At 71.6% G+C, this 17,532-nt stretch carries 18 protein-coding genes and 1 riboswitch; of the genes, 17 read left to right on the top strand and 1 reads right to left on the bottom strand.

What is annotated here, in order from left to right; genetic code table 11:
• Positions 1-21: 21 nt before the first annotated feature.
• The 8 genes from lepB to ACOTKD_RS33995 all read left to right on the top strand — a co-directional run bounded on the left by lepB (position 22) and on the right by ACOTKD_RS33995 (position 6,559).
• Positions 22-768 carry a signal peptidase I gene (gene lepB / locus ACOTKD_RS34030; RefSeq protein WP_424892867.1) on the top strand — a complete coding sequence of 249 codons (747 nt, stop codon included), beginning with the start codon at positions 22-24 and terminating at the stop codon, positions 766-768.
• Positions 758-1,267, top strand: a complete 510-nt coding sequence (locus tag ACOTKD_RS34025) for an NUDIX hydrolase (RefSeq protein ID WP_424892866.1) — start codon at positions 758-760, stop codon at positions 1,265-1,267. The genes lepB and ACOTKD_RS34025 overlap by 11 nt, the downstream gene beginning before the upstream one ends.
• A 39-nt stretch (positions 1,268-1,306) precedes the next feature.
• Complete coding sequence (locus ACOTKD_RS34020) at positions 1,307-1,615, top strand: DUF2469 domain-containing protein (protein WP_424892865.1); 309 nt, start codon at positions 1,307-1,309, stop codon at positions 1,613-1,615.
• 82 nt (positions 1,616-1,697) lie between these two features.
• A complete protein-coding gene (locus ACOTKD_RS34015; protein ID WP_424892864.1) occupies positions 1,698-2,057 on the top strand; it encodes a YraN family protein in 360 nt (119 codons plus the stop codon).
• On the top strand, positions 2,057-3,664 hold the full coding sequence (locus ACOTKD_RS34010; protein WP_424892863.1) for a YifB family Mg chelatase-like AAA ATPase: 1,608 nt from the start codon (positions 2,057-2,059) through the stop codon (positions 3,662-3,664). The genes ACOTKD_RS34015 and ACOTKD_RS34010 overlap by 1 nt, the downstream gene beginning before the upstream one ends.
• On the top strand, positions 3,601-4,842 hold the full coding sequence (dprA, locus tag ACOTKD_RS34005; RefSeq protein ID WP_424892914.1) for a DNA-processing protein DprA: 1,242 nt from the start codon (positions 3,601-3,603) through the stop codon (positions 4,840-4,842). The genes ACOTKD_RS34010 and dprA overlap by 64 nt, the downstream gene beginning before the upstream one ends.
• Positions 4,843-5,080: 238 nt before the next feature.
• Positions 5,081-5,917: an RNA polymerase sigma factor WhiG gene (gene whiG, locus ACOTKD_RS34000; protein WP_030369654.1), complete on the top strand. Its 837-nt coding sequence runs from the start codon at positions 5,081-5,083 to the stop codon at positions 5,915-5,917.
• 102 nt (positions 5,918-6,019) lie between these two features.
• The gene (locus ACOTKD_RS33995; RefSeq protein WP_424892913.1) at positions 6,020-6,559 is read left to right on the top strand and encodes a TetR/AcrR family transcriptional regulator; all 540 of its coding nucleotides are present in this window, start codon (positions 6,020-6,022) and stop codon (positions 6,557-6,559) included.
• Here ACOTKD_RS33995 and ACOTKD_RS33990 read toward each other — a convergent pair.
• Complete coding sequence (locus tag ACOTKD_RS33990; RefSeq protein WP_424892862.1) at positions 6,549-6,956, bottom strand: M23 family metallopeptidase; 408 nt, start codon at positions 6,954-6,956, stop codon at positions 6,549-6,551. The genes ACOTKD_RS33995 and ACOTKD_RS33990 overlap by 11 nt on opposite strands.
• Positions 6,957-7,651: 695 nt before the next feature.
• Here ACOTKD_RS33990 and rpsB point away from each other — a divergent pair.
• The 9 genes from rpsB (at position 7,652) to ACOTKD_RS33945 (ending at position 17,491) form a co-directional block, all read left to right on the top strand.
• Positions 7,652-8,503, top strand: a complete 852-nt coding sequence (gene rpsB / locus ACOTKD_RS33985; protein WP_106676927.1) for a 30S ribosomal protein S2 — start codon at positions 7,652-7,654, stop codon at positions 8,501-8,503.
• Positions 8,504-8,603: 100 nt separating this feature from the next.
• Positions 8,604-9,440 carry a translation elongation factor Ts gene (gene tsf / locus ACOTKD_RS33980; RefSeq protein ID WP_424892861.1) on the top strand — a complete coding sequence of 279 codons (837 nt, stop codon included), beginning with the start codon at positions 8,604-8,606 and terminating at the stop codon, positions 9,438-9,440.
• 162 nt (positions 9,441-9,602) lie between these two features.
• Positions 9,603-10,382, top strand: coding sequence for a UMP kinase (gene pyrH / locus ACOTKD_RS33975; RefSeq protein WP_424892860.1), 780 nt, complete (start codon positions 9,603-9,605; stop codon positions 10,380-10,382).
• Between the two features lie 166 nt (positions 10,383-10,548).
• The gene (frr, locus tag ACOTKD_RS33970) at positions 10,549-11,106 is read left to right on the top strand and encodes a ribosome recycling factor (RefSeq protein WP_424892859.1); all 558 of its coding nucleotides are present in this window, start codon (positions 10,549-10,551) and stop codon (positions 11,104-11,106) included.
• The gene (locus ACOTKD_RS33965) at positions 11,106-12,209 is read left to right on the top strand and encodes a phosphatidate cytidylyltransferase (protein WP_424892858.1); all 1,104 of its coding nucleotides are present in this window, start codon (positions 11,106-11,108) and stop codon (positions 12,207-12,209) included. Before frr ends, ACOTKD_RS33965 begins: the two co-directional genes overlap by 1 nt.
• 167 nt (positions 12,210-12,376) lie before the next feature.
• Positions 12,377-13,486: a 23S rRNA (adenine(2503)-C(2))-methyltransferase RlmN gene (gene rlmN / locus ACOTKD_RS33960; protein ID WP_030369662.1), complete on the top strand. Its 1,110-nt coding sequence runs from the start codon at positions 12,377-12,379 to the stop codon at positions 13,484-13,486.
• A gap of 66 nt (positions 13,487-13,552) precedes the next feature.
• Positions 13,553-13,660, top strand: a riboswitch (TPP riboswitch).
• The gene (locus ACOTKD_RS33955) at positions 13,656-14,756 is read left to right on the top strand and encodes a thiamine ABC transporter substrate-binding protein (protein WP_424892857.1); all 1,101 of its coding nucleotides are present in this window, start codon (positions 13,656-13,658) and stop codon (positions 14,754-14,756) included. It overlaps the preceding riboswitch by 5 nt.
• A gap of 56 nt (positions 14,757-14,812) precedes the next feature.
• Entirely contained in the window at positions 14,813-16,447 is a 1,635-nt protein-coding gene (locus ACOTKD_RS33950; protein ID WP_424892856.1) for an ABC transporter permease, read from the top strand.
• Positions 16,448-17,491 (top strand): ABC transporter ATP-binding protein, encoded by a 1,044-nt coding sequence (locus tag ACOTKD_RS33945; RefSeq protein WP_424892855.1) that lies wholly within the window; start codon positions 16,448-16,450, stop codon positions 17,489-17,491.
• Positions 17,492-17,532: the final 41 nt, after the last annotated feature.

Here is a 17,532-nt window from a genome sequence, read left to right as displayed (position 1 = left end):
ACGCGGGGCGGGAGCACTGGGATGAGCGGAGCAGGACGTCCGGACGACGGCCACGGCCGCGGGGGCTGGAAGCTGTCCGGGCTGGCCGTGGCCGTCGGCTGTGTGCTCTTCCTCGGCGGCTTCGTCTGGGGCGCCCTGCTCTACCAGCCGTACACCGTCCCCACCGACTCCATGGCGCCCACCATCGGGATGGGCGACCGGGTCCTCGCCGAGCGCATAGCCGGCGGCGACGTCCGTCGTGGGGACATCGTCGTCTTCAAGGACAAGATCTGGGGCGACACGCCGATGGTCAAACGGGTCGTCGGTACCGGCGGCGACACCGTGGCCTGCTGTGACCGCCAGGGGCGCCTCACGGTCGACGGCAAACCGATCGAGGAACCGTATCTGCAGGACACGAGCGCGGCGTCGCCCACCCGCTTCTCCGCGACCGTCCCCGAGGGACAGCTCTTCCTGCTCGGAGACCACCGCAGCGACTCCGTGGACTCTCGTGGCCACCTCTCCGACGCCTCACACGGCACCGTGCCGCGCGGTGCCGTCCGGGCACGTGTGGACGCCACTGCCTGGCCCGTGGCGGGCTGGGGCATGATGGACAGACCCGAGTCCTTCGCCGCCCTCCCCGGCGGCACCTCGCAGCCCGGCCCGCTGCCGCTCGTGCTGGCCGCCGTGATCGCCGGAGCGGTGCTGATCCTGGGCGGCGCGGCGTACGGCCCCGTGGCGCGCCTCGTCACACCGAGGCGCAAGGAGGAGGTGCCCGCCCATGGCCGGTGAGGCGTCCGGCAGCGCCGGCGAGCCGCGCAGGGCGTCGCGGGTCGTCCTGCTCGACCCGTCCGACCGCATCCTGCTGATGCACGGCTACGAACCGGACGATCCCTCGACCACCTGGTGGTTCACCCCGGGCGGCGGTCTGGAGGGCACCGAGACGTGGGAGCAGGCGGCGCGCCGGGAGCTGGCCGAGGAGACCGGGATCACAGAGATCGAACTGGGCCCCGTGCTGTGGCGCCGCACCTGCTCCTTCCCGTTCGACGGCCGCCTCTGGAACCAGGACGAGCGCTACTTCCTGGCCCGTACGGCGCAGCCGGGCCGGTGGACCGGCGGCGGGACGGAACTGGAGCGGCGCAGCGTCACGGGGCTGCGCTGGTGGACCTGCGGGGAACTCCTCGCGACCCGTGAGACGGTGTATCCGACCAGGCTCGCCGGGCTGCTGCGTACGCTGCTCGACGAGGGACCCCCGTGTACGCCGGTGCTCCTGGAGACGGAGCGTGCCTGACGCACAATGGGGAGACGCACGGCTGAAGGGGAACATGCCATGAGCGCCGAGGACCTCGAGAAGTACGAGACCGAGATGGAGCTGAAGCTCTACCGGGAGTACCGCGATGTCGTCGGTCTGTTCAAATACGTGATCGAGACCGAGCGCCGCTTCTACCTCACCAACGACTACGAGATGCAGGTGCACTCGGTCCAGGGCGAGGTCTTCTTCGAGGTCTCGATGGCCGACGCCTGGGTCTGGGACATGTACCGCCCCGCGCGCTTCGTGAAACAGGTGCGGGTGCTCACGTTCAAGGACGTGAACATCGAGGAGCTCAACAAGGCCGAGCTCGACCTTCCGGGTGGCTGAGTTCTCCACAACCGACGGGTTATCCACCAAGATCCAACGGTTACGGGCCGCGGCGGCAGGGTGGGCGCCGGAGGTGGTGCCCGTGAACGCCCGAGAAGCACTCGGCCGCTACGGCGAGAATCTTGCCGTCCGCCTGCTGGCCCAGGCCGGCATCGTCGTCCTCGAACGGAACTGGAGATGCCGCGAGGGCGAGATCGACATCGTGGCCATGGAGGCCGACACCCTGGTGGTCTGCGAGGTCAAGACCCGCAGCACCGGTGTGTACGAGCATCCGATGGCCGCCGTCACCCCGGCGAAGGCGGAACGGCTGCGCCGGCTCGCCGAGCGCTGGCTGGAGCACCACGGCGGTCCGCCCCCGGGCGGCGTGCGGATCGACCTGGTGGGCGTGATCGTCCCCGGTCGCGGCGCCCCCGCCGTCGAGCACGCCAAGGGGGTGGCGTGATGGGCTTCGCCCGTACGTGCTCGGTGGCGCTGGTCGGCGTCGAGGGAGTGGTGGTCGAGGTCCAGGCCGACCTCGAGCCCGGAGTCGCCGCCTTCACCCTCGTCGGCCTCCCCGACAAGAGCCTCGTCGAGAGCAAGGATCGCGTCCGCGCCGCCGTGGTGAACTCCGGCGCAGAGTGGCCGCAGAAGAAGCTGACCGTCGGCCTGAGCCCGGCGGCGGTCCCCAAGAGCGGCAGCGGCTTCGATCTCGCCGTCGCCTGTGCCGTCCTGGCCGCCTCGGAGCGCCTCGACCCGCGCGAGCTCGACGATCTGGTGCTGATCGGCGAGCTGGGCCTCGACGGCCGCGTCCGGCCGGTGCCGGGCGTCCTGCCGGCCGTCCTGGCCGCAGCCGACGCCGGCTACCGGCAGGTCGTCGTCCCCGAGCGCACCGCCGCCGAGGCCTCCCTCGTGCCCGGGGTCTCGGTCCTCGGCATCCACAGTCTGCGCCAGCTGATCGCGGTCCTGACGGACGAGCCGGTGCCGCAGGAGGAGCCGCTGCAGGAGGGCCGCCCGGATCCGATGCTCGCGGGGCTCTCGGTGCCGGGGGTCGGCCTGGGAACGGGCGTCCTGCTCGGCGAGCGGCAGCCCGACCTCTCCGAGGTCGCCGGACAGGCCAGGGCCCGGACGGCCCTCGAAGTGGCCGCGGCCGGGCGGCACCACCTGCTCCTCCAGGGCCCGCCCGGAGCGGGCAAGACCATGCTCGCCGAGCGGCTGCCCGGTCTGCTGCCGCCGCTCACGCCACAGGAGTCCCTCGAAGTCACGGCGGTCCACTCCGTAGCGGGGACGCTCCCCGCCGGGCAGCCCCTCGTCGACAGGGCCCCCTACTGCGCCCCGCACCACTCGGCGTCCATGCCCTCCCTGGTAGGCGGCGGCTCGGGGCTGCCGCGTCCCGGCGCGGTGTCCCTCGCGCATCGTGGCGTGCTCTTCATGGACGAGGCACCGGAGTTCTCCGGACGTGTGCTCGACGCGCTGAGGCAGCCGCTCGAATCGGGGCATGTGATCGTGGCCCGTTCCGGCGGCGTGCTGAGGCTCCCCGCCCGGTTCCTGCTCGTCCTGGCCGCGAACCCCTGCCCTTGCGGCAGGCACGGCATGCTGGCCGAGGGCTGCGACTGTGCCCCGCAGGCCGTCAGGCGCTACCGCGCCCGCCTCTCCGGCCCCCTCCTGGACCGGGTCGACCTGAGAGTGACGGTCGAGCCGGTGGCCCGCTCCGAGCTCACGGGGGCCGAGGCGGGAGCGGAGACGACGGCCGAGGTGGCCGAGAGGGTCCGTGCCGCCCGGGAACGGGCCGCCGCCCGCCTCGCGGACACGCCCTGGGTGACCAACAGCGAGGTCCCCGGCCACGAACTGCGGACCCGCTGGCGCGTCGGCCCGGGAGCCCTCGCCGAGGCCGAACGCGACATGGAACGGGGCCTGCTGACGGCGCGTGGCCTCGACCGCGTGCTGCGGGTCGCCTGGACCGTGGCCGACCTCGCCGGGCACGACCGCCCCGGCACCGCGGACGTCAACTGCGCCCTGGAGCTGCGTACGGGTGTCCATCGAGGCACCGTTCTGACGGGGGACCGCCCGTGACCGCCCCCGCCCCCGAGGACCGGCTGGCCCGTGCCGCGCTGACCCGGCTGACCGAGCCCGGTGACGAGCGCGTGGGCCGCTGGGTGCGGGAGATGGGGGCCGTGCGGGTGGTGCGGGGCCTCACAGGTACGGGGCCGGCGCCGAAGGGCGCCGGCCATGAGCGGCTCGCAGGCTGCCGGCAGCGCGCCACCACCCTCGATCCCCAGGGCGACCTCGACGCCGTCGCCGGGCTGGGCGGTCGTTTCGTCTGCCCCGGCGACCGGGAATGGCCCGGCCAACTGGACGACCTCGGCGACGCCCGTCCGCTCGGCCTGTGGGTGCGCGGCGGCGCCGACCTGCGGCTGTGGGCCCTGCGCTCCGTCGCCGTGGTCGGCGCCCGCGCATGCACCGACTACGGCTCGCACGTCGCGTCCCTCCTCGGCGCCGGGCTGGCCCGGCGCGGCTGGGTGGTCGTGTCCGGCGCCGCGTACGGCGTCGACGGCGCCGCGCACCGAGGGGCGCTCGCCGCGGGCGGGGTGACCGTGGCAGTGCTGGCCTGCGGGGTCGACGTGCCCTACCCGCGAGGCCACGCGGACCTGCTGGACCGGATCGTGGAACGGGGTCTCGTGCTGGCCGAGTTGCCCCCGGGCGGCCACCCCACCCGCAGCCGTTTCGTCCTGCGCAACCGTGTCATCGCCGCGCTGACGCGCGGCACCGTTGTGGTGGAGGCCGAGTACCGCAGCGGCTCGCTGGTGACGGCCCGTCGCGCCCGCCGGCTGGGACGGCAGACGATGGGCGTGCCCGGGCCCGTCACGTCCGGCCTCTCGGCCGGCGTCCACGAACTGCTCCGCGAGGACGCGGCCCTCGTCACCGACGCCGACGAGATCGCCGAGCTCGTCGGCGGCATCGGCGACCTCGCACCCGAGCGCCACGGCCCCGTCGTCGCGCGCGACCTGCTGGCGCCGCCGGCGGCCATGGTGCTCGAAGCCGTGCCCGGAGGCAGCGGCGGTGAAGCGGACCTCATCGCGCGAAACGCGGGCCTGAGCAGGGATCAGACGCTCGCCAGGCTGTACGAGCTGCAGTCCCTCGGCTTCGTCGAACGCCACGACGATCACTGGAAGTTGGCCGCCCCACCGTCAACATCCGGCACCCCCAAGCCCCCCGGACGGCGCCCGTCCGCGCGGCGAGGCGGTTCTTGACCTGGGGCGATCGGGTGAAAAGGTTAAGGGGACGACCGCGGCCGCCGATACGGCGAGGCCCGTACGGCCACTCGCGCCCCCGCGGCTGCACGCCGGTGCGGCCGCCGGGGAACCCCTCCGCACACCGACCGAAGAGGACTCATCGCATACCGCAACGCAGCAGTCACGCTACGCTCACGGGATTCCAGCCATTCGTACCACTCGACCCACGTCACAGCAGAACGGCTCAAGACGACGAATGCCCCAGCACACCTCCGGTTCGGACCGCGCGGCGGTGCCGCCCGCGGCGCGCGGCGCCGAGCGCCCTCCCGCACCCTCGACGCTCGATGAGCTGTGGCGGTCGTACAAGGCCTCGGGCGACGACCGGCTGCGGGAACAGCTGATCCTCCACTACTCGCCCCTGGTGAAGTACGTGGCGGGGCGTGTCAGCGTCGGTCTGCCGTCCAACGTCGAACAGGCCGACTTCGTGTCCTCGGGGATCTTCGGACTCATCGACGCCATCGAGAAGTTCGACCCCGCCCGGGAGATCAAGTTCGAGACGTACGCCATCACCCGGATCCGCGGGGCGATGATCGACGAACTGCGCGCGCTGGACTGGATCCCGCGCTCCGTCCGCCAGAAGGCCCGCGCGGTCGAGCGCGCGTACGCCACGCTGGAGGCCGAGCTGCGGCGCACCCCCACCGAGGCCGAGGTGGCGGCCGAGATGGGCATCGGCATCGAGGAACTGCACGGCGTCTTCAGCCAGTTGTCGCTCACCAACGTGGTCGCCCTGGAGGACCTCCTGCACGCCGGCGCCGAGGGCGGCGAACGGCTGAGCCTGATGGACACCCTGGAGGACACCGCTGCCGACGACCCCGTCGAGGTCGCCGAGGACCGCGAGCTGCGCCGCCTCCTCGCCCGCGCGATCAACACGCTCCCCGAGCGCGAGAAGACCGTGGTCACCCTCTACTACTACGAGGGCCTCACCCTGGCCGAGATCGGGCACGTCCTCGGCGTCACGGAGAGCAGGGTCAGCCAGATCCACACGAAGTCGGTGCTCCAGCTGAGGGCCAAGCTGGCGGACGTCGGCCGCTGACACCGGCGGGAATCCTCCCTCGGCGTCGTCCCGGCCCCCGGTAATCCGTAAAGTGGGGACGTGCCCAGGATTCGAGCGGCCTCAGTGGCCGAGCACCGGACGATGCAGCGCGGCGCCCTGCTGGACGCCGCCCGCTCCCTGCTGTCCGAAGGCGGCACGGAGGCGCTGACCTTCCCCGCCCTGGCCGAGCGCACGGGACTGGCCCGGTCCTCGGTCTACGAGTACTTCCGCTCGCGGGCGGCCGTGGTCGAGGAGCTGTGTGCCGTCGACTTCCCCGTGTGGGCAGCTGAGGTCGAGGCCGCCATGGAGAACGCGGACACACCCGAGGCGAAGATCGAGGCGTACGTGCGCCGCCAGCTGGCCCTCGTCGGAGACCGCCGCCACCGCGCCGTGGTCGCGATCTCCGCCGGAGAGCTGGACGCGGGCGCGCGCGAGAAGATCCGCGCCGCCCACGGCGGGCTCATCGCCATGGTCGTGGAGGCCCTCGAAGGCCTCGGCCACGAGCAGCCCCGCCTGGCCGCCATGCTCCTGCAGGGCGTCGTCGACGCAGCCGTACGCCGGATCGAGCTCGGCGCGGCCGAGGAGCCGGACCGCATCATCGAAGCGGCCGTGTCCATGGCGCTGCGCGGCGTCAGGGGCTGACCACGGCCGTACCGGCCCCGCCGGACAGCGGCAGGAGCCGGGACGGCGGCCTGCGCAGCATCCACGGCGGCAGCAGGGACAGGGGGTCCAGGTAGATCTTTCCGCGGAGCAGCCCCCAGTGCAGGCAGGCCCCGGAGCCGGCCGCACCTCCCGTCCCCTTCAGGCAGTGTGAGAGGGAGGGCCCCGCCTGGAGCGTGCCGATCACTTGCCCCGCCGTCACCTCGTCCCCTTCCTTCACCATCGCGTCCACCGGCTCGTACGTGGTCCGCAGCGGCGGATCGCCCGTCCCCGGGTGCTTGACCGCCACCACACCCCGCCCGGCGACGGTGCCGGCGAAGGACACGGTGCCGGGCGCGGCGGCACGCACCGGCTGACCGGGACGGGCGACGAGATCCACTCCGCGGTGTCCAGCGGCCCAGGGCACCGGCGGCGGCCGCCAGACCCGTACGAGCAGAGGTCGGCCACCTCGCGCCCCGGCGACAGGCCAGGCCCGGTCGCCCCGCCCCGGCCCGCCGCTCCCCGGCCCGGCCGGCCCGGGCCCCGCGGGCGCGGACCGGGCGGATGCCGCGGGCGCGGCGGCGGGCACCTCGGGCGCCGGAGGAGGTGCCGGAGCAGGTGCGGGGGCCGGAGCGGGAGCGGGAGCCGCCGAGGCCCGTGCGCCCGGTGCCGTACCGCCCGCGACCGCCGCCGCGAGGACACAGAGCGTGACCGCTCCGGCCCCGGCGAGCAGGCGTCGCGTGAAAGATCCGAGCCGTGTCAAAGATCCGATGAGAGTCATGCCGGTACGGTGGCGGACTTCCGGCGATCGCGGGGATCTTGACGGAGATCTGTGGACTACTCGCGGGTTGTGCACAACGTCGTCACCCGCGCCTTCCCGGGTCCCGTACACTTCTCATGGCGATCCGGGTCACCGGATCGACTTCGCACGCCCCGCTACCGGCGCGTCAGTCCCTTTTCGGGCAGCCCGGTGGCCGTGTCTCTCGGTCCGCGGAAGGTTCCTCGCAAGGGCGCCGTCCACGGCAGGCGCGTCGGGGCGTCAGGAGCGGCGGCCGCCCGGCCGTCGTGGAACCGAGTATTTCAAGGAGCGCGGCCATGGCCGTCGTCACGATGCGGGAGCTGCTGGAGAGCGGCGTCCACTTCGGTCACCAGACCCGTCGTTGGAACCCGAAGATGAAGCGTTTCATCTTCACGGAGCGCAACGGCATCTACATCATCGACCTGCTCCAGTCGCTGTCGTACATCGACCGCGCCTACGAGTTCGTCAAGGAGACCGTCGCGCACGGCGGCTCCATCATGTTCGTCGGTACGAAGAAGCAGGCCCAGGAGGCCATCGCCGAGCAGGCGACCCGTGTCGGCATGCCCTACGTCAACCAGCGCTGGCTGGGCGGCATGCTCACCAACTTCTCGACCGTCTACAAGCGCCTGCAGCGCCTGAAGGAGCTCGAGCTCATCGACTTCGAGGACGTGGCCGCCTCCGGCCTCACCAAGAAGGAGCTCCTGGTCCTCTCCCGCGAGAAGGCCAAGCTGGAGAAGACCCTCGGCGGCATCCGCGAGATGCAGAAGGTGCCGAGCGCCGTCTGGATCGTCGACACCAAGAAGGAGCACATCGCCGTCGGTGAGGCGCGCAAGCTCCGCATCCCGGTCGTCGCGATCCTCGACACCAACTGCGACCCCGACGAGGTCGACTACAAGATCCCGGGCAACGACGACGCGATCCGCTCCGTCACGCTGCTCACCCGTGTGATCGCCGACGCCGTCGCCGAGGGCCTCATCGCCCGCTCCGGTGCCGCCACCGGTGACGCGAAGGCCGACAAGGCCGCCGGCGAGCCCCTCGCCGAGTGGGAGCGCGACCTGCTCGAGGGCGAGAAGAAGGCCGACGCCGAGGCCGAGAAGCCGGCCGAGGCCGCTGCCGAGGCTCCGGCCGCGGACGCCGAGCAGGCCTGACAACTCAGTCGGTAGATCATGACGGGGGACGGCGCGAGGAGCGCCTCCCCCGTCGTGCACCCGTAGTCACCCAACGACTTTCGAGAGAGATTCACAGACCATGGCGAACTTCACCGCCGCTGACGTCAAGAAGCTCCGTGAGCTCACCGGCGCCGGCATGATGGACTGCAAGAAGGCGCTGGACGAGGCCGAGGGCAACCTCGAGAAGGCCGTCGAGATCGTGCGCGTCAAGGGCCTCAAGGGCGTTGCCAAGCGCGAGAGCCGCACCACCGAGAACGGTGCCGTCGTCTCCGTCGTCGCCGACGACAACACCTCCGGTGTCATCGTCGAGCTGAAGTGCGAGACCGACTTCGTCGCCAAGGGCGAGAAGTTCGTGGCCGTCGCCGAGGCTCTGGCCGCCCACGTCGCCAAGAGCGCCCCGGCCGACGTCGAGGCCCTCATGGGCTCCGAGATCGAGGCCGGCAAGACCGTCCAGGCGTTCGTGGACGAGGCCAACGCCACCCTGGGCGAGAAGATCGTCGTCGACCGCTTCGCGCGCTTCGACGACGGCTTCGTCTCCGTGTACATGCACCGCACCGCCGCGGACCTGCCCCCGCAGGTCGGCGTCCTGGTCGAGCTGGACAAGGAGAACGCCGAGGTCGCCAAGGACGTCGCGCAGCACATCGCCGCGTTCGCGCCGAAGTTCCTCTCCCGTGAGGACATCCCGGCCGACGTCCTGGAGAACGAGCGCCGCGTCGCCGAGGCCACCGCCCGCGAGGAGGGCAAGCCCGAGGCCGCCCTGCCGAAGATCATCGAGGGTCGCGTCACCGGCTTCGTCAAGGAGAACGCCGTTCTCGAGCAGGCGTTCGCCAAGGACAACAAGAAGACCGTCCAGAAGGTCCTGGATGAGGCCGGTGTCACGCTGAAGCGCTTCGCGCGCATCCGCGTCGGCGCCTGAGCCGTCAGCAGGGCAGCGATTGACCTGCGACCCGCTAGGGTCGTACGCAGCCGATCCCTCACCGGTCGGCCGCTGATGTGACGAGGAGGCCATTGCCGTACAGGGAACCGAAAGGACCCATCCGGCAATGGCCTTCTTCGTATGTGCACGAGGAGAGCTCCAATGAATCAGGGTGCGGACGCCCGGCAGGCTGCCGACGACACCAGTGCTGACCACGGCTCACGCCGCCGGTTCCTGCTCAAACTGTCCGGCGAGGCGTTCGCCGGCGGGGGCGGCCTCGGCGTCGACCCCGATGTCGTGCACGCCATCGCCCGTGAGATCGCGGCCGTGGTCCGCGAGGGCTACGAGATCGCCGTCGTCATCGGCGGCGGCAACTTCTTCCGCGGCGCCGAGCTGCAGCAGCGCGGCATGGACCGGGCCCGCTCGGACTACATGGGCATGCTCGGCACCGTGATGAACTCCCTCGCCCTCCAGGACTTCCTGGTCAAGGAAGGCATCGAGACCCGCGTCCAGACCGGCATCACCATGGGGCAGGTCGCGGAGCCGTTCATTCCGCTGCGCGCCGTGCGCCACCTGGAGAAGGGCCGCGTCGTGATCTTCGGCGCGGGCATGGGCATGCCCTACTTCTCCACCGACACCACCGCCGCCCAGCGCGCCCTGGAGATCCACGCCGAGGCGATCCTGATGGGCAAGAACGGCGTCGACGGGGTCTACGACTCCGACCCGAAGAAGAACCCCGACGCGGTGAAGTTCGACGCCCTCGAGTACAGCGAGGTGCTCGCACGGGGCCTGAAGGTCGCCGACGCCACCGCCATCAGCCTGTGCATGGACAACAAGCTGCCGATCCTGGTCTTCGAGCTGCTCGCCGAGGGCAACATCGGGCGTGCGGTCAAGGGTGAGAAGATCGGCACGCTCGTGAGCGACCAGAGCACGCGGGACTGACCACCCGCACTGCCGTCCGTAGGGCCGGACCCGATACGGACGGCAACTCCGTGCCGAGGGAAGACCTCGGCACGGGGATGGACAACTGCCTGCCGGTCGGACACCGTGCAGGAGAAGACGCGCGCAGGGGCGAGGCTCTGCTTACTGATAACACCAGGAGCAAGTGGTGATCGAAGAGATCCTCCTCGAGGCCGAGGAGAAGATGGAGAAGGCCGTTGTGGTCGCCAAGGAGGACTTCGCGGCGATCCGCACCGGGCGTGCGCACCCGGCGATGTTCAACAAGATCGTGGCGGACTACTACGGTGCGCTGACGCCGATCAACCAGCTGGCGTCCTTCTCGGTGCCGGAGCCGCGCATGGCGGTGGTGACGCCCTTCGACAAGAGCGCGCTCCGCAACATCGAGCAGGCGATCCGCGACTCCGACCTCGGCGTCAACCCGAGCAACGACGGCAACATCATCCGGGTGACCTTCCCGGAGCTGACCGAGCAGCGTCGCAAGGAATTCGTCAAGGTCGCCAAGACCAAGGGCGAGGACGCCAAGGTCTCGATCCGCTCCGTCCGCCGCAAGGCCAAGGACGCCCTCGACAAGCTCGTCAAGGACAAGGAGTCCGGCGAGGACGAGGTGCGCCGCGCGGAGAAGGAGCTCGACGACACCACCGCGAAGTACGTCGCGCAGGTGGACGAGCTGCTCAAGCACAAGGAAGCCGAGCTCCTCGAGGTCTGATGAACGAGACATCCTGGGGGACCCCGCCGAGCGCCGGATACCGGGTGTCCACCGACCGGGGGCCGTCCTCTGCGGCCCCCTCGGCGGGTCCTGTGCACGAGGCGGGCGTGGCGGCGCAGACTCGGCCCATGCCCATCGTGCCCTCCGCAGGCGGAGACCAGGACGACCGTGACCAGGGGGCCGCCCATCTCCGCGGCCCCCTGTTCCGCGACGAACAGGAGCCCGACATCCGGCCCCAGGACCCTGCCCCGGTGCCTGCCTCGCCCGAGTCGCCGAAGGCAGGAAAGAAGAGCGCCGGCCGTGATCTGCGGGCGGCGATAGGGGTCGGCGTCGGCCTCGGCGCGGTGATTCTCGCCTCCCTGTTCATCTACAAGCCCGTCTTCCTCGGCGTGATCGTGATCGCCGTGGTGGTCGGGCTGTGGGAGCTGACCTCACGCCTCGCGGAGCGCAAGTCGATCCGCGCCCCGCTGGTGCCCCTCGCGGTCGGCGGGGCCGCCATGGTCATCGCCGGCTATGCCAGTGGTGCCGAGGGCGCGTGGGTGGCCGTGGCCTTCACAGCCCTGGCGGTCCTCGTGTGGCGCATGACGGAGTCGCCGGACGACTACCTGAAGGACGTCACGGCGGGCATCTTCGCGGCCTTCTACGTGCCGTTCCTGGCCACCTTCGTGGCCCTCATGCTGGCGGCCGGGGACGGCGCGTGGCGGGTGCTCACGTTCCTGATCCTGACGGTGGTCAGCGACACGGGGGCGTACGCGGTGGGCTGGAAGTTCGGCAAGCGCAAGCTGGCCCCGCGCATCAGCCCCGGCAAGACGCGCGAGGGGCTGATCGGGGCGATCGCCTTCGCGATGGTCGCCGGCGCGCTGTGCATGCAGTTCCTGATCGACGACGGAGCGTGGTGGGAGGGGCTGCTCCTCGGCCTCGCCGTCGCGGTCAGCGCCACGCTGGGCGACCTCGGTGAATCCATGATCAAGAGGGATCTCGGCATCAAGGACATGGGCGCCCTGCTGCCGGGGCACGGCGGCATCATGGACCGGCTGGACTCGCTCCTGCCGACCGCGCCGGTGGTCTGGCTCCTCCTGGTCGTCTTCGTCGGCTCGGCCTGAGGCGGGCCAGGTACCCTGGAAGGGCTCGTCGCTGTGCGACGGGCCCTTTTCCGGCCCCGCCCCATGCGGGGGTGCCCCTGGTGAGATCTCCGGGTTCCGGCATCGTCCTGCCGCTGGCTCCGCGATAGCGGAGGTCATCCGCCGTCGTCAATGAGGAGTCTTTGCTCATGGCCCCCGCGCCTGGAGAACTGACGTTCGTCGCCCCCCGGGGGGCCAAGCTGCCGCCGCGCCACCTCGCCGACCTCTCGCCCGCCGAGCGGCGTGAGGCCGTCTCCGCGATCGGCGAGAAGCCGTTCCGCGCCAAGCAGCTCTCTCAGCACTACTTCGCCCGGTACGCGCACGACCCCGCGACGTGGACCGACATCCCGGCGGCGGCGCGCGAGAAGCTCGCCACCGAGCTGCTGCCGGAGCTCATGAGCGTCGTGCGGCACATCTCCTGCGACGACGACACCACCCGCAAGACCCTCTGGCGCCTGCACGACGGCAAGCTGGTGGAGTCCGTGCTGATGCGCTACCCCGACCGGGTCACCATGTGCATCAGCTCACAGGCCGGCTGCGGCATGAACTGCCCGTTCTGCGCGACGGGCCAGGCCGGGCTGGACCGGAACCTGTCGACGGCCGAGATCGTCCACCAGATCGTCGACGGCATGCGGGCCCTGCGCGACGGCGAGGTCCCCGGCGGCCCCGCGCGGCTGTCCAACATCGTCTTCATGGGCATGGGCGAGCCGCTGGCCAACTACAAGCGGGTCGTCGGCGCCATCCGCCGCCTCACGGACCCCGAGCCGGACGGCCTGGGGCTCTCCCAGCGCGGCATCACCGTCTCCACCGTCGGCCTGGTCCCCGCGATGCTGCGCTTCGCCGACGAGGGCTTCAAGTGCCGCCTGGCCGTCTCCCTGCACGCGCCGGACGACGAGCTGCGCGACACCCTGGTGCCGGTCAACACCCGCTGGAAGGTCCGCGAGGTCCTCGACGCGGCGTGGGAGTACGCGGAGAAGTCCGGCCGCCGGATCTCCATCGAGTACGCCCTGATCCGCGACATCAACGACCAGGCGTGGCGCGGCGACCTCCTCGGGCGGCTCCTCAAGGGCAAGCGCGTCCACGTCAACCTCATTCCGCTCAACCCCACCCCGGGGTCGAAGTGGACGGCCTCCCGGCCCGAGGACGAGCGCGCCTTCGTCGCGGCCATCGCCGCGCACGGCGTGCCCGTGACCGTCCGGGACACGCGTGGCCAGGAGATCGACGGCGCCTGCGGACAGCTGGCCGCCACCGAGCGCTGAGCCGGCGACGCAGCTCGGACGGCGATCCATGGCGAGGGCACTGATACGGTGCCTTCGCACAAATGAACAATCCGACAGGGGAGCGCCCACGGGGCGCTGAGAGTGCGGCACGGCCCGCAGACCCTCGGACCTGATCCGGGTCATACCGGCGTAGGGAGTCAGCTCAACCATGAACACCAACCTTCGGCGTGCCATCGGCACGGCGGCCGTCGCCGCGCTCGCCTTCCCGGCCCTGGCCGCGTGCGGCGGTTCGGACGACTCCGGCGCCTCGGGCGCGTCGGACGGCAAGGACAAGACCGTCACCCTGGTCTCGCACAACTCCTTCGCCGCGTCCGACGAGGTGCTCAAGCAGTTCACCCGGCAGACCGGCTACAAGGTCAACGTCCTCAAGGGCGGCGACGCCGGCCAGGCCGTGAACCAGGCCATCCTGTCCAAGAGCCACCCGCAGGGCGACGTCTTCTTCGGCGTCGACAACACCCTCCTGTCCCGGGCGCTCGACAACGGCATCTTCGCCCCGTACGAGGCCAAGGGCCTGGAGCGGGTCCCGAGGAAGCTCCAGGCCGACGCCGCCGAGCACCGGGTCACCCCCGTCGACACCGGCGACATCTGCGTCAACTACGACCGCGCCTATTTCGCCGACCACAAGCTGGCCCCGCCGCAGACCCTCGACGACCTCGTCAAGCCCGAGTACAAGAACCTCCTCGTCACCGAGAACGTCGCCACCTCGTCCCCCGGCCTCGCCTTCCAGCTCGCCACGGCCGCCAAGTACGGCGACGACGGCTGGCAGGACTACTGGAAGAAGCTCAAGGCCAACGGCGTGGAGGTCGTGGACGGCTGGGAGCAGGCCTACAACGAGCGCTTCTCCGGCTCGGCGGGCGGGAAGAAGGCCAAGGGCGACAAGCCCCTCGTCGTCTCCTACGCCTCCAGCCCGCCGGCCGAGGTCATGGGCGTGAAGCCGCAGCCCGCCGAGGCGCCGACCGGCGTGGCCACGGGCACCTGCTTCCAGCAGAACGAGTTCGCCGGGCTGCTGAAGGGCGCGAAGAACCCCGAGGGCGGCAAGGCCCTGATCGACTTCCTCCTGAGCCGTACGTTCCAGGAGGACATGCCGCTGCAGATGTTCGTCAAGCCCGCCAACCAGGACGCCAAGCTCCCCGAACTGTTCACCAAGTACGGCGCGCAGGTGAACGAGCCCGGCACGCTCGCCCCCGAGAAGATCGCCAAGAACCGCGACCAGTGGGTCAAGGCATGGTCCTCGCTCGTCCTGAAGTAGAACCGGGGGCCGCGGCACGGGGCCCCGCACGAGGCGCGGGCGGGGCCGGGCGGCGGATGGCGGTGCGGCTCGGCCTCATGGCCCTGCCGCTCGCCTTCTTCGGCGTCTTCTTCGCCTACCCGGTCGCCGCGATCGTCTCCCGGGGCCTGAAGGACGGCGGGCAGTGGCAGTTCGCCCGCGTCGGCGAGGTCCTGACCGACCCGGCCATCGGCCACGTGCTGTGGTTCACCACCTGGCAGGCGGCCGCCTCCACCGCACTGACCCTCGCCCTGGCCCTGCCCGGGGCGTACGCCTTCGCGCGCTTCGACTTCCCTGGCAAGCGCATGCTGCGCGCCGTGGTCACCGTGCCGTTCGTCCTGCCGACCGTCGTCGCCGGCTCGGCCTTCCTGGCGCTGCTCGGGCGCGGGGGACTGCTGGACGAATGGTGGGGGGTGCGCCTGGACACGACGGTGTGGGCGATCCTGCTCGCCCACGTGTTCTTCAACTACGCCGTGGTCGTCCGCACCGTCGGCGGCCTGTGGGCCCAGCTCGACCCCCGCCAGGAGGAAGCGGCGAGGGTCCTGGGCGCGGGGCGCTTCACGGCCTGGCGGCGGGTCACACTGCCCGCCCTGGCACCCGCGGTGGCCGCCGCCGCCCTCATGGTCTTCCTCTTCACCTTCACCTCCTTCGGCGTCGTGCAGATCCTCGGCGGACCGCGCTACGCCACCCTGGAAGTGGAGATCTACCAGCAGACCGCGCAGATGCTCGACCTGCCGACGGCAGCCGTCCTCACCCTCCTGCAGTTCGTGGCCGTGGCCGCCCTGCTGGCCGTGCACGCCTGGACGGTGCGCCGGCGTGAGGCGACCCTGAGGCTGGTCGACCCGGCGCGCACCGCGCGGCGCCCACGGGGCGCTGGGCAGTGGGCGTTCCTGGCGTCCGTCCTGGCGGTCGTCGCCGTGCTCATCCTCGCGCCGCTCGTGGTCCTCATGCTGCGCTCCTTCGAGGGCCCGGACGGATACGGGCTGACCTTCTACCGGGCGCTGGCCTCTGCGGACAGCAACGCCGGCACGTTCGTCGTCGCCCCGCTGGAGGCGATCGGCAATTCCCTCGCGTACGGGCTCGCCGCGACGGCCATCGCGGTCGTCGTCGGGGGCCTCGCAGCCGCGGCGCTGACACGGCGCGAGGGCCGCCTCGTGCGGGGCTTCGACGCCCTGCTCATGCTGCCGCTCGGCACGTCCGCCGTGACCGTCGGCTTCGGCTTCCTCATCAGTCTCGACGAGCCGCCGCTGGACCTGCGGGCGTCCTGGATCCTGGTGCCGCTCGCACAGGCCCTCGTGGGCGTCCCGTTCGTCGTCCGCACCGTACTGCCGGTCCTGCGCGCCGTGGACGCCCGGCTGCGTGAGGCCGCCGCCGTACTGGGGGCCTCGCCGCTGCGGGCATGGCGAGAGGTGGATCTGCCGCTGGTCGGCAGGGCGCTGGGGGTCGCGGCCGGTTTCGCGTTCGCCGTGTCCCTGGGCGAGTTCGGGGCGACCGTCTTCATTGCCCGCCCCGACAGCCCCACGCTGCCGGTCGCGGTCGCCAGGCTGCTGGGCCGCCCCGGGGAGCTCACCTACGGGCAGGCCATGGCCCTGAGCACGATCCTGATGCTGGTGTGCGCCGCAGCGCTGCTGGTGCTGGAACGCATCCGCACCGACCGTACGGGGGAGTTCTAGATGGCCCTGCTGCACCTGGAGAAGATAGGCGTCCGCTTCGGTGAGCGCGCGGCGCTCGACGCGGTGGACCTGGAGGTCGCCGAACAGGAGATCGTCTGCGTGCTGGGCCCCAGCGGCAGCGGCAAATCCACGCTGCTGCGGGTGGTGGCCGGCCTGCAGCACACCGACTCCGGCCGGGTGCTCCTCGCGGGTCAGGACCAGAGCGGCGTCCCCACGCACCGGCGCGGTGTGGGCCTCATGTTCCAGGACCACCAGCTCTTCCCGCAGCGCGACGTTGCGGGGAACGTCGCGTTCGGGCTGCGCATGCGCGGGACGGGGCGCGCCGAGACGGCGCGGAAGGTCGCCGACCTGCTGGACCTCGTGGGGCTGCCCGGCGCGCAGCGCCGCTCGATCGCGGCTCTGTCCGGTGGCGAGCAGCAGCGAGTGGCCCTCGCACGGGCCCTCGCACCCCAGCCCCGGCTGCTGATGCTCGACGAACCCCTCGGACAGCTGGACCGCAGCCTGCGCGAGCGCCTGGTGGTGGAGCTGCGCGATCTTTTCGGCCGGCTCGGCACCACGGTGCTGGCCGTCACCCACGACCAGGGTGAGGCGTTCGCACTGGCCGACCGGGTGGTCGTCATGCGCGACGGCCGGATCGCCCAGGCCGGCACACCGCTGGAGGTGTGGCAGCGGCCGGCGTCCGAATTCGTGGCCCGCTTCTTGGGCTTCGACAACGTGGTCGAGGCGACGGTCAGCGGTGATCGGGCTGACACCGCATGGGGCAGGATTCCCGTTCCGTCAGGTTCGCGGCAGGGTGCCTGCAGGCTGCTCGTACGGCCCGCAGGCGTACGGCTGGTGCCTGAGGCCGAGGGCCTGCCGTGCACGGTCACGGGACGGACGTTCCGGGGCGATCACGTGGTGCTGATGCTGCGCCCCGCGGACGGCCCGGCGCTGGAGGCGGCATGCGGGCTGCACGGGGCCCCCGAGGCCGGCGACCGCGTAGGCGTCGATTTCGACGTGGCGGACGTCGTCCTGCTGGACAGCGCGGCCGCGGGGCACGGCTGAGCGACGGCAAAAGGCCGGATACGTCAGGGCCCCGGCTGCCG

The sequence above is a fragment of the Streptomyces sp. XH2 genome, assembly GCF_049725035.1.
In the GTDB taxonomy this organism is placed as follows: domain Bacteria; phylum Actinomycetota; class Actinomycetes; order Streptomycetales; family Streptomycetaceae; genus Streptomyces; species Streptomyces roseoverticillatus.
This window is presented reverse-complemented; position numbering and strand designations above follow the sequence as displayed.